The 11,942-nt window shown below is 71.1% G+C and carries 10 protein-coding genes; 4 read left to right on the top strand and 6 right to left on the bottom strand.

Features of this window, described 5'->3' with window-relative positions; all coding sequences use genetic code 11:
- Positions 1–278: 278 nt before the first annotated feature.
- From ndk to folC, 3 genes are all read right to left on the bottom strand, one after another.
- Positions 279–692: a nucleoside-diphosphate kinase gene (gene ndk / locus ACZ5WK_RS20085; RefSeq protein ID WP_396323171.1), complete on the bottom strand. Its 414-nt coding sequence runs from the start codon at positions 690–692 to the stop codon at positions 279–281.
- 188 nt (positions 693–880) lie between these two features.
- Positions 881–1,228 (bottom strand): DUF4233 domain-containing protein, encoded by a 348-nt coding sequence (locus tag ACZ5WK_RS20080; RefSeq protein WP_396323170.1) that lies wholly within the window; start codon positions 1,226–1,228, stop codon positions 881–883.
- Positions 1,225–2,622 carry a bifunctional tetrahydrofolate synthase/dihydrofolate synthase gene (folC, locus tag ACZ5WK_RS20075; protein WP_465548718.1) on the bottom strand — a complete coding sequence of 466 codons (1,398 nt, stop codon included), beginning with the start codon at positions 2,620–2,622 and terminating at the stop codon, positions 1,225–1,227. The genes ACZ5WK_RS20080 and folC overlap by 4 nt, the downstream gene beginning before the upstream one ends.
- A gap of 193 nt (positions 2,623–2,815) precedes the next feature.
- Here folC and ACZ5WK_RS20070 point away from each other — a divergent pair, with 193 nt between their 5' ends.
- On the top strand, positions 2,816–2,950 hold the full coding sequence (locus ACZ5WK_RS20070) for a hypothetical protein (protein WP_465548717.1): 135 nt from the start codon (positions 2,816–2,818) through the stop codon (positions 2,948–2,950).
- A 243-nt stretch (positions 2,951–3,193) separates the two neighbouring features.
- Positions 3,194–4,732 (top strand): chitinase, encoded by a 1,539-nt coding sequence (locus ACZ5WK_RS20065; RefSeq protein ID WP_465548716.1) that lies wholly within the window; start codon positions 3,194–3,196, stop codon positions 4,730–4,732.
- A 26-nt stretch (positions 4,733–4,758) separates the two neighbouring features.
- On the opposite strand, the gene ACZ5WK_RS20060 is transcribed toward ACZ5WK_RS20065, so the two are convergent.
- Both ACZ5WK_RS20060 and ACZ5WK_RS20055 read right to left on the bottom strand, forming a co-directional pair.
- The gene (locus ACZ5WK_RS20060; protein WP_465548715.1) at positions 4,759–5,286 is read right to left on the bottom strand and encodes a hypothetical protein; all 528 of its coding nucleotides are present in this window, start codon (positions 5,284–5,286) and stop codon (positions 4,759–4,761) included.
- Positions 5,287–5,582: 296 nt separating this feature from the next.
- Complete coding sequence (locus ACZ5WK_RS20055) at positions 5,583–8,219, bottom strand: valine--tRNA ligase (protein WP_465548714.1); 2,637 nt, start codon at positions 8,217–8,219, stop codon at positions 5,583–5,585.
- Positions 8,220–8,409: 190 nt separating this feature from the next.
- On the opposite strand from ACZ5WK_RS20055, the gene ACZ5WK_RS20050 reads away from it, so the two are divergent.
- Entirely contained in the window at positions 8,410–9,285 is an 876-nt protein-coding gene (locus ACZ5WK_RS20050; protein ID WP_465548713.1) for a hypothetical protein, read from the top strand.
- Between the two features lie 157 nt (positions 9,286–9,442).
- Positions 9,443–10,240, top strand: coding sequence for a hypothetical protein (locus ACZ5WK_RS20045; RefSeq protein ID WP_465548712.1), 798 nt, complete (start codon positions 9,443–9,445; stop codon positions 10,238–10,240).
- Between the two features lie 97 nt (positions 10,241–10,337).
- Here ACZ5WK_RS20045 and clpX read toward each other — a convergent pair whose 3' ends face one another.
- The gene (gene clpX / locus ACZ5WK_RS20040; protein WP_030309676.1) at positions 10,338–11,627 is read right to left on the bottom strand and encodes an ATP-dependent Clp protease ATP-binding subunit ClpX; all 1,290 of its coding nucleotides are present in this window, start codon (positions 11,625–11,627) and stop codon (positions 10,338–10,340) included.
- Between the last annotated feature and the right edge of the window lie 315 nt (positions 11,628–11,942).

Raw genomic sequence — 11,942 nt, 5'->3', positions numbered from 1 at the left:
CGGGGGTGGACGAGAAGCGTGCGCCCACGGCTTGGGCGGAAACCAGCTGACCAGCCGTACCGGGCCCTAGAGTCGCGTCCATCGTAGTCACGCCGGCCAGTACGGACGTCGACGTGGGGCATACCGTCCATTGTCCGGAGCGTGATCGCTTCTCCGAGCATTGGGACGCCGTGTCGGCGGCCCCAGTTCCCTATTTCACGATAAGAATGCCCCGGCCGGGCCAATGGTCCCGGCCGGGGCACCCGAAGGTCCCTCGGGCGTGTCGCCCGGGGCGGTGCTTAGGCGTGGGCCGGGAAGAAGATCTTGATCTCGCGCTCGGCGGACTCCGGGGAGTCGGAGGCGTGGATCAGGTTCTCGCGGGTGATCGTCGCGTAGTCGCCGCGGATGGTGCCGGCGCCGGCCTCCAGCGGGTTGGTGGCCCCGGCCAGCATCCGGATGCCGGGGATGACCTCCTCGCCCTCGACGATCAGGGCGATCGACGGACCGGAGGTCATGAACTCCAGCAGCGGCTCGTAGAACGGACGGCCGACGTGCTCCGCGTAGTGCTGCTCCAGCGTCGCCCGGTCGAAGGTGCGCAGCTCGACGGCGGTGAGCTGCCAGCCGGCCTTGCGCTCGATGCGGCTGATGATCTCGCCGGCCAGGCCGCGCTTGACGGCGTCGGGCTTGAGCAGGACGAGAGTGCGCTGGGACACGGTGCGTCTCCTGGGGAATCGGTTCGGCATGCACTCGGATCGATGCGCGGAGTGCGACTACCGCAGAGGTTACCTTGCGTGAGCAGGCGGGCCGCCGCCTGGTCCGGGGCCCCGTCCGGCCGAGAGGACACCCGCGTCCCGTCCGGTCGATCCTGCGTCGCGCGCCCGGCAGGACCGACCGGCTGGGCCTACGCCGCAGGTGCCGCCTGGGCGGCGGCGCGGGCGGCCTTGAACTCGTCGATCCTGCGGCCGTAGTGCACCGAGCACCACCAGAGGCCGGCGAAGACGACGCCCAGGCCGAACATGGTCGGCAGGACGAAGCCGCTGGCGATCAGGCCGAGCTGCAGCGCCCAGCCGATCGCCACCGCGCCGGGGCGGGTGATCATGCCGCAGAGCAGGACGCAGAGCGCCATGGCGATACCGCTGACCGTCCAGACGGTGGCGGTGGGGACGTCGGAGAGCTGCATGGCGACCAGGGCGGCGAACATGATCAGCAACGCCTCGCCGATCAGGGTCGAGGAGCAGAGCGTCCTCATCGTGACTTCCTCCCGAGGAGCAGGCGGGCCTCGCCCACCGTGATGACCGAGCCGGTGACCAGCACCCCGGCGCCACCGAGGTCGCCCTCCTCCTCGGCGAGGGTGACGGCGGCGGCGATGGCGTCGTCGAGCCGGGGCTCGACCTGGACGCGGTCCTCGCCGAAGACCTCGACGGCCAGGGCGGCCAGCGCGTCCACGTCCATCGCGCGGTGGGTGGAGTTCTGGGTGATCACGACCTCGGCCAGGATCGGCTCGAAGGCCTCCAGCAGGCCGGCCACGTCCTTGTCGCCGCTGGTGCCGATCACGCCGACGAGCCGGGTGAAGCCGAAGGCCTCGCCGATCGCGGCGACGGTGGCCTGGGCGCCGTTCGGGTTGTGTGCGGCGTCCAGGAGGATCGTCGGGCTGCGGCGCACGACCTCGAGCCGGCCCGGCGAGGCGACGCCGGAGAAGGCCTGGCGGACCTTGTCGACGTCGAGCTGCCCGCCGCGCGCGCCGCCGACGCCGAAGAAGGCCTCGACGGCGGCCAGCGCCAGCGCGGCGTTCTGCGCCTGGTGGGCACCGTGCAGCGGGACGAAGACGTCCTCGTACTCCTCGCCGCCGAGCCCACGCAGTGTCATCAGCTGGCCGCCGATGGCGACCTCACGGCGGATCACGCCGAACTCCATGCCCTCGCGGGCCACCGTGGCGTCCACCTCGACGGCGCGCCGCAGGATGGTCTGGGCGGCGTCCAGCTGCTGCTGGGCGACGACGGCGACGGCGCCGGTCTTGATGATCCCGGACTTCTCGACCGCGATCTCGCCGGTGGTCCCGCCCAGCTTGTCGGTGTGGTCCAGGCCGATCGGGGTGATCACCGCGACGGCGGCGTCGATCACGTTGGTGGCGTCCCAGGAGCCGCCCATGCCGACCTCGATCACGCCGACGTCCACCGGGGCGTCGGCGAAGGCGGCGTACGCCATGCCGGTCAGCACCTCGAAGAAGGACATCGGGACCGGCTGCTGCGTGTCGACCATCTGCACGTACGGCTCGATGTCGCGGTAGACCTCGACGAACAGCTCGGGGCTGATCGGGACACCGTCCAGGCTGATCCGCTCGGTGACGGACTCCACGTGCGGGCTGGTGTAGCGGCCGGTGCGCAGCTCGAAGGTGTTGAGCAGCTGCTCGATCATCCGGGCGGTGGAGGTCTTGCCGTTGGTGCCGGTGACGTGGATGGAAGGGAAGGACCGCTGGGGCTGGCCCAGGATGTCCATCAGCGCCTCGATCCGGTCGAGCGAGGGCTCCAGCTTGTTCTCCGGCCAGCGCTTGGAGAGCTCGGTCTCGACGTCGCGCAGGGCGTCGCCGGTGCCGGCGTCGGCGGGGCGGAGGGTGTACGGGTTCGGGTCGGCCTTGTCGCTCACGTCCACAGTCTACGGAGCCGCGGCCGACGCTCCCCACAGGGCGCCCCGAAGCCGCGGCCGGGTGAGAACGGCCACTTTGCCCTGACTTTCCGATTTAGTCCGTTTACTATTGATTTAGCGAGTTTGACCGCAAAAAAGCATCGATTCACAAGCCCAGGAGCCGCATCACCTTTGATTACCAGGAGGATCGCCTATGCCCGACGCCCTGCACCAGTACGTCCCGGCCCGCCAGGACGGCTTGGTCCGGGCCGCCGAGCTGCTCGCCCGGCCGGCGGCCCCCCGAGCCCGTACGGGGACGGGCCGGCCTCGGCCCGGGTCGCCCGGCTGACGGCGCGGCCCGCTGGGGAGCCGGGGAGCCGGCGGAGCTGCTCGCCGCCCGAGTGGCCGGTCCGCGTGGCCGGTCCTCTTGACAGCCGGATTGGTCTACTCCACCTTGTGAGGCAAGTCTCCTCCCCCGACAGGGACTTGAGTTGTCGGTAGCTCCCGCACGCACACCCATCGACACCCGGACGGCTCCCCGCGCACACGGGACACCCGAGCCGCCCGGCCTCCCCCCACAGGAGATGGAGCCATGCCACCTGCCCGACACGCGCGCCCGCGCGCCGTCCACAGCCTGCTCGCCGGGGCCGGCGCGATCGCGCTGGGCCTGAGCGGCCTCGCCCTCGCCGGCGGCGCCGGCGCCCAGGCCGCCGACATCGACCTGATCACCAACGGCGGCTTCGAGTCCGGCAACCACCTCACCGGCTGGACCTGCTCCGCCGGCGCACCCGAGACCGCCACCGTCCACTCCGGCTCGTTCGCGCTGCGCTCCACCCCGGGCGCCGGCGACACCGGCGAGTGCGTCCAGACCGTCACCGTGAAACCGTCCTCGACGTACACGCTGAGCGGCTGGGTCCAGGGCTCCTACGTCTACCTGGGCGCCCGCGGCACCGGCGGGACCGACCCGAGCACCTGGACGACCTCGACCGGGTACTCCAGGCTGAGCACCACCTTCACCACCGGGGCGGGCACCACCAGCGTCACCGTCTTCCTGCACGGCTGGTACGGGCAGCCGGCCTTCCTGGCCGACGACGTGTCACTGATCGGCCCGGGCGACCCGAAGCCCTCCCCCAGCTCCACCTCCCCGGCCCCCACCCCGACGGCGACCACCACCGCGACCGCCTCGCCGACCGGAACGGCGTCCCCCACCGCCACCCCGACCGGCCGGCCGCCGGGCCTGCCCAAGCACATCCTCACCGGCTACTGGCAGAACTTCGACAACGGCGCCACCGTCCAGCGGATCAGCGACGTCCCGGCCGCCTACGACGTCATCGCGGTCTCCTTCGCGGACGCCACCAGCACGCCCGGGGGCCTGAGCTTCACGCTGGACAGCACGCTCTCCTCCCGGCTGGGCGGCTACACCGACGCCCAGTTCAAGGCCGACATCGCGGCCAAGAAGGCGGCCGGCAAGAAGGTGGTGCTCTCCGTCGGCGGCCAGAACGGAACCGTCTCCGTCAACAGCTCCGCCTCCGCCACCACCTTCGCCGACACGGCCTGGGCGCTGATGCAGAGCTACGGCTTCGACGGGATCGACATCGACCTGGAGAACGGGGTCAGCGCCACCTACATGGGCCAGGCACTGCACACGCTGGCGGCAAGGGCTGGCAGCGGGTTCGTCCTCACCATGGCGCCGCAGACCATCGACATGCAGTCGACCGGGACGGAGTACTTCAAGCTGGCGCTGAACGTGAAGGACGTCCTCACCATCGTCAACATGCAGTACTACAACTCCGGCACGATGCTCGGCTGCGACGGCCAGGTCTACGGGCAGGGCACCGAGAACTTCCTGACCGCGCTGGCCTGCATCCAGCTCAAGGGCGGGCTGCGGCCCGACCAGGTCGGGCTCGGCGTGCCGGCCTCCACCAGCGCGGCGGGCGGCGGCTACGTCAGCCCCGGCGTGGTCGACAACGCGCTCGACTGCCTGGCCTCCGGCACCAACTGCGGGAGCTTCAGGCCCGACACCACCTGGCCCGGGATCGGCGGGGCGATGACCTGGTCGACCAACTGGGACGCCAAGGCGGGCGGCGGGATCGCCGGCACCATCGGCTCGCACCTGCACGCGATGCCGTAACCGGCCCGGGGCCGGGTACCGGGGTGTCAGACCCCGGCCCGGGCCTCGGGGATCTCCGGACACGGGCCGCAGTGCCGGCGGCGCAGCTCGGCTGCGATCTCGGCGAGCTCGCCCTCGGGCAGGAACGGCAGCATCATGGCGACGCCCTGGAGCAGACCGCCGAGCAGGAAGGTGGTGTCGGCGGTGGCCGCCACCAGCCCGCGGACCTCGGTGACCCGGCCGCCGGCGACGGCCTCGATCAGCCGGGCCGCGTCGGCGGTCTCCTCGTCCACGTCCACCGCTGCGGTGTCGGCCGGGGCACGGCGGGCCATGGCGCGCAGCACCCGGTCGCCGACCTCGGGCGCGTACGCCTTGCGGACCGCCTCGGCGGCGATCCACGTGAGCAGGGTGGTGACCTCGCGGTGCGCGTGTTCCTCGAAAATCCGGTCCAGCTCGTCGTCGAACGCCAACTGGTTTCCGTGCCGGAACGCGAGCAGCAGCGTCGCTGCCCGGGCTTTGGCCTCCTCGACCGCCTCAACAGGCAGTTCGTCGGCCAACTCCTTGGTCACCACCACGCCATGCCCTCCCGTTCGGTGCCGTCGGCTCAGCGGAACTCCTGCACACCGTACACATCCCACCTGCTAACTTCCGCGAACCCGCGCGGGCAAGACCGGAATGAATTCGGGCGGAATAGGACTTCACCCGGTCCAGGATGAATATTCGCCGGAACAGAGCAATGACCGTGCGCTATTCGGGGCAGGAACCGCGGAAATGGCCGTCGGCACGGGGCACCGCCGCGGGCCGCCCCCGGAAACGCCGAGGGGCCGCACCCCGCGTCGGCGGGATGCGGCCCCTCGGGAGCTGCGGTCCGTCAGGCCTGCGGCAGCGCCGCGAGCTGAGCGGTGATCCGGGCGATGTCGGCCTCGGCGGCCTCCTGGCGGACCCGGATCTTGGCGACCACGTCGTCCGGCGCCTTGGCGAGGAACGCCTCGTTGCCGAGCTTGGCGGTGGTCTGGGCCTTCTCCTTCTCGGCGGCCGCGAGGTCCTTGGCCAGGCGCTTGCGCTCGGCCGCGACGTCGATGGTGCCGGAGAGGTCCAGCGCCACCGTGGCGCCGGCGACCGGGAGCGAGGCGGTGGCCGTGAAGCCGTCCTCGGGCAGGGTCAGGCGCAGCAGCGAGCGGATCGCGTCCTCGTGGACGGCCAGGACGGTGCCGTCCAGGCCGAGCCGGGCGGGGACCTTCTGCGCGGGCTGCAGACCCTGGTCCGAGCGGAACCGGCGGACCTCGGTGACCACCTGCTGGAGCGTGGCGACCTCGGCCTCGGCCTCGGCGTCCCGGAAGCCGCTGTCCTTGGGCCACTCGGTGACCACCAGGGACTCGGCGCCGGTGAGCGTCGTCCACAGCGTGTCGGTGACGAACGGGACGACCGGGTGGAGCAGTCGCAGCGTGACGTCCAGGACCTCGCCCAGGACCCGGCGGGAGGCGTCGGCCTGCGCGCCGCCCTTGGCCAGGGTGGTCTTGGAGAGCTCGACGTACCAGTCGAACACCTCGTCCCAGGCGAAGTGGTAGAGCGCGTCCGAGACCTTGGCGAACTCGTAGTCGTCGTACAGCGCGTCCACCTCGGCGACGGTGGCGTTCAGCCGCGACAGGATCCAGCGGTCGACCGCGGTCAGCTCCTCCGGCGCGGGCAGCGGGCCCTCGACGGTGGCGCCGTTCATCAGCGCGAAGCGGGTCGCGTTCCAGATCTTGTTGCAGAAGTTGCGCGAGCCCTTGACCCAGTCCTCGCCGATCGGCACGTCGGCGCCGGGGTTGGCGCCACGGGCCAGGGTGAAGCGGACGGCGTCGGCGCCGTAGGCGTCCATCCAGTCCAGCGGGTCCACGGCGGTGCCGGAGGACTTCGACATCTTCTTGCCGAACTCGTCGCGGACCAGGCCGGTCAGGGCGACGGTCTTGAACGGCGCCTGACCGTCCATCGCGTACAGGCCGAACATCATCATCCGGGCGACCCAGAAGAAGATGATGTCGTGGCCGGTGAGCAGGACGTCGGTCGGGTAGAACTTCGCCAGGTCCGGGGTCTTCTCCGGCCAGCCGAGGGTGGAGAAGGGCCAGAGGCCGGAGGAGAACCAGGTGTCCAGGACGTCCGGGTCCTGGTGCCAGCCCTCGCCGGTCGGCGGCTGCTCGTCGGGGCCGACGCAGACGACCTCGCCGTCCGGGCCGTACCAGACCGGGATCCGGTGACCCCACCAGAGCTGGCGCGAGATGCACCAGTCGTACATGTTGTCGACCCAGTCGAAGTAGCGGCGCTCCAGCTCCTTCGGGTGGATCTCCACCTTGCCGTCGCGGACGGCGTCGCCGGCGGCCTGGGCCAGCGGGGCGACCTTGACCCACCACTGCAGCGACAGGCGCGGCTCGACCACGGTGTGGCAGCGCGAGCAGTGGCCGACGGCGTGCATGTACGGGCGCTTCTCGGCGACGATCCGGCCCTGCTCGCGCAGCGCGCCGACCACGGCCGAGCGGGCCTCCAGCCGGTCCAGGCCGAGGAACGGGCCGTGCACGGTGATCGCGCCGTGCTCGTCCATCACGCTCAGGTTCGGCAGGTTGTGGCGCTGGCCGATGGCGAAGTCGTTCGGGTCGTGCGCCGGCGTCACCTTGACGGCGCCGGTGCCGAACTCCGGGTCGACGTGCTCGTCGGCGACGACCGGGATCTCCCGGTCCGTCAGCGGCAGCTTGATGGTCCGGCCGACCAGGTGCCGGTAGCGCTCGTCCTCCGGGTGGACGGCGACGGCGGTGTCACCGAGCATCGTCTCGGCGCGGGTGGTGGCGACGACGATCGAGTCGTCGCCCTCCCCGTAGCGGATCGAGACCAGCTCGCCGGGGACCTCCTCGTGCTCCACCTCGATGTCGGAGAGCGCGGTGAGGCAGCGGGGGCACCAGTTGATGATGCGCTCGGCCCGGTAGATCAGGCCGTCGTCGAAGAGGCGCTTGAAGATGGTCTGGACGGCCTGCGAGAGGCCCTCGTCCATGGTGAAGCGCTCGCGGGACCAGTCGACGCCGTCGCCGAGACGGCGCATCTGGCCGAGGATCCTGCCGCCGTAGTTCTCCTTCCACTCCCAGACCTTCTCGACGAAGGCCTCGCGGCCCAGGTCGTGGCGGGAGAGGCCGGACTCGGCGAGCTGCTGCTCCACCTTGTTCTGGGTGGCGATGCCGGCGTGGTCCATGCCGGGCAGCCAGAGCGTCTCGTAGCCCTGCATGCGCTTGCGGCGGGTCAGCGCGTCCATCAGCGTGTGCTGGAAGGCGTGGCCCAGGTGCAGGGCACCGGTGACGTTCGGCGGCGGGATGACGATGGTGTACGGCGGCTTCTCGCTCTTGGCGTCGGCCGTGAAGTAACCGCGCTCCACCCAGCGCTCGTACAGCTCGCCCTCTACCTCCGCCGGGGCGTAGGTCGTCGGGAGGGTGGCTGCGTCGTCCCCGGCATGGCTGCTCACGGGGCGCTGGTTCTTGTCGGTCACGACGCACAGTTTACGTAACCGGGGACCTGGGTTACGAACCGCTTTCGGTCCGCGCGCTGCGCGCGTCCGGTCCGGACGGCCGTCGGCCCGGTGCGGTAGCGTGCCCGCACACTCGTCCGGTCCTTCGTACGGACACGGACGACTCCAGATCGCGACAGGCCGCAGGTGCGGCGGGGGAGCACAGAGGCAGATGTACGGCCAGGGTCAGCAGTATCCGCAGGGTCAGCCGCAGCAGCCCTACGGGGCACAGCCGCCGTACGGGGCGCCGCAGCCGCAGCCGCCGTACGGGGCGCAGCCGCCCTACGGCGCGCCGCAGCCGCAGTACGGCTACCCGCAGCAGGGCGCCCCCGCTCCGCAGTACGGCGCGCCCCAGCCGCAGTACGGCGCCCCGCAGCCGCCCTACGGGGTGCCGCCGCAGCAGGCCCCGTACGGCCAGCCGGGCTACCCGGTGGCGCCTGCGCCGAAGAAGGGCAAGGGCGGGCTGGTCGTCGGCCTGGTGATCGGCGCCCTGGTGCTGGGCGGTGGCGGCTTCGGCCTCTACAAGCTGCTCGGCGGGGACTCCGGCGGCAAGTACAAGATCACCGCCGCGCAGTCGCTGCCGGACGGCTACACCCAGAAGTCGGCGAAGGAGCAGGCGGCCGACCCGGGCAAGGCCGAGACGTCCAAGCTCGGCTCCGACCTGAACGTGCTGGTCGCCAGCTACGCCAAGGGCTCCGACGCACTGGACACGATCAGCGTGATCGGCGTCTACGGCAACCTCAGCGACCCTGACAAGATCATCGAGGACTCCAAGAAGCCCAGCGAGGGCGGCAGCTGGGCCACCCCGCTGACGGACTTCCCGGCCCAGGACAGCCACAACTCCTCCGGGAAGCTCTCCTGCGGCGTCTTCAGCGTGCTCGGCGGCAAGTCCCAGTCCACCGTCTGCGTCTGGGCCGACAAGTCGACCACGGCCCGGGTCACCTTCTTCAAGTCCAGCCTCAGCGGCGCCGCTTCGACGCCGCTCACCCCGGCCCAGGCCGCCGACAAGACGCGGGCGATCCGTTCCGCGATGGTCGTCGCCAAGTAGCCGGCGCCACCGTCACACCCGCGCGCGGTCGTCACACCCGCGCCACCGCCACACCCGCGCGGCCGCCGCGACTGCCACCCCGTCCCGGGCGGGAGTGCGCCGCGGCCGCAGGTCGGCTCCCGTCCGTCCCGCCCGTCCCGCCCCAGAAAGGGCCATCGTGACCGAGCAGAACCCCTACGGCACCCCGCCGCCGCCCGCCGGCCAGCCGTACGACGGCGCGCCCGTGCCGCCCCAGCAGCCCGGCTACGGGGCGACGCCCCCGCCGCCCGCCGCCGCGCCCTACGGCTCCGTGCCGCCGCAGGGCCCGCCTCCCGGCGGCCAGCCCGGCCTCCCGGGGTACGGCGCCTACGCCCCGGTGCCGCCGCGCAAGTCCCGTAAGACGCTCTGGATCCTGCTCAGCGTCTTCGCCTTGCTGCTGGCGCTGATCGGCGGCGCCGTCGCGTACTTCGTCTTCGACGTGACGTCCAACGCGGGCACCCAGAAGATCGTCCTGCCGGCCAAGTTCAAGGACCTCTCCAAGGACGACGACAACGAGATCGCCCGGAAGATGGAGGAGGAGATCACCTCCGAGTTCGGCAAGGGCGACGGCGCCTGGCACCCGACCGGCGTGAGCGCCGTCTACCTGGACCCGTCGGACGACCCGAAGCTCATCGTGGTCGGCGGCTACGGCAAGGTGCTGCTGCCCAAGCAGGAGCTGGACGCCATGTTCAAGGGCTTCTCGGCCGGTGGCCCGACCGTCAGCAACCGGCACGCGGTCGACGCCGGCCCCAAGGGCGGCACCATGGAGTGCGCCAAGGCCACCCAGGAGGGCACCGACCTGGGCATCTGCGCCTGGGCCGACAACAGCAGCCTGATCCTGATGATGCAGGCGCCCGAGGAGGGCAAGCAGCCGGACCTCGACAAGCTGGCCGCCGACGCCCGTGACCTGCGCGCCGCCTCCGAGGTACCGAAGTAAGTCCGGCGGCACCCCGCGGAACAGCGAAGGGCCCCCGGAGACCGTGGTCTCCGGGGGCCCTGTCCCATGCGCACCGACGCCGGGGGCGCCGGCCGGGTCAGGCGCTCTTCTCGCGCCGCTCCCGCTTGATCATGTCCCGCGGGACGAGCGTGGGGATGGCGTGCTTGGAGACGACGTCCCCGGTGACCACCACGCGGGCGACGTCCTGGCGCGAGGGCACCTCGTACATCACGGACATCAGCACCTCCTCCATGATGGCCCGCAGGCCACGCGCGCCGGTGCCGCGCAGGATCGCCTGGTCGGCGATGGCCTCCAGCGCGTCGCGGGAGAACTCCAGCTCCACGCCGTCCAGTTCGAAGAGCTTGCGGTACTGCTTGACCAGCGCGTTCTTCGGCTCGGTGAGGATCTGCAGCAGCGCCTCGCGGTCCAGGTTGTGCACGCTGGTGATCACCGGGAGACGGCCGATGAACTCCGGGATCATGCCGAACTTGACCAGGTCCTCCGGCATCACCTGACGGAAGTGGTCGCTGGCGTCCAGCTCCCGCTTGGAGCGGATGTTGGCGCCGAAGCCGATGCCCTTGGCACCCGCGCGGCCCTCGATGATCCGCTCCAGGCCCGCGAACGCGCCGCCCACGATGAACAGCACGTTGGTGGTGTCGATCTGGATGAACTCCTGGTGCGGGTGCTTGCGGCCCCCCTGCGGCGGCACCGAGGCGGTGGTGCCCTCCAGGATCTTCAGCAGCGCCTGCTGCACGCCCTCGCCGGAGACGTCGCGCGTGATCGACGGGTTCTCGCTCTTGCGGGCGACCTTGTCGATCTCGTCGATGTAGATGATCCCGGTCTCGGCCTTCTTGACGTCGTAGTCGGCCGCCTGGATCAGCTTGAGCAGGATGTTCTCGACGTCCTCGCCGACGTACCCGGCCTCGGTGAGGGCGGTGGCGTCGGCGATCGCGAACGGCACGTTCAGCATCCGGGCCAGCGTCTGCGCCAGCAGCGTCTTGCCGGAGCCGGTCGGCCCGAGCAGCAGGATGTTGGACTTCGCCAGCTCGATGGCGTCCTCACGGCCGTTGCCGCCGCTGCGGCCCGCCTCGCCGGCCTGCACGCGCTTGTAGTGGTTGTAGACGGCCACCGACAGCGCCTTCTTGGCGAGGTCCTGGCCGACCACGTACTGGTCCAGGAACTCGTAGATCTCGCGCGGCTTCGGGAGCTCCTCGAAGCGCACCTCGGAGGTCTCGGCGAGCTCCTCCTCGATGATCTCGTTGCACAGGTCGATGCACTCGTCGCAGATGTACACGCCTGGGCCGGCGATCAGCTTCTTCACCTGCTTCTGCGACTTGCCGCAGAACGAGCACTTGAGCAGGTCGCCACCGTCTCCGATGCGTGCCACGAGGTGCTTCCCCTTCGCCAGGGGCCCCGCGGGGGTTCCGGGGCCTGGTGCTGTGGACCGTCAACGCCGACGGCGATCGGTCTCGCTATCCGACGGTACTCTGCCGGGCCCCTGATTCCGTCCTCTTCGCCAGGTCTGCCCTACGCCCTGGGCGAATTGATACCGAACAGATGCCGTCGCCGGTTCCGCCGATGTGCCAGGGGCGGGGGGGGGCACGGGGGGGGCGCCCCACCCCCCACAGAGGGTCGACCCCCCGGGGGGAGCGAGGGACTCTTGGGGGGGGGGGACAAGGTCAAAAAAAACTCCCCGAAAGGC

The sequence above is a fragment of the Kitasatospora sp. NPDC032757 genome (genome assembly GCF_055579305.1).
The sequence above is the reverse complement of the archived record's forward strand: the minus strand, read 5'-3'. Positions and strand labels throughout refer to the sequence as shown.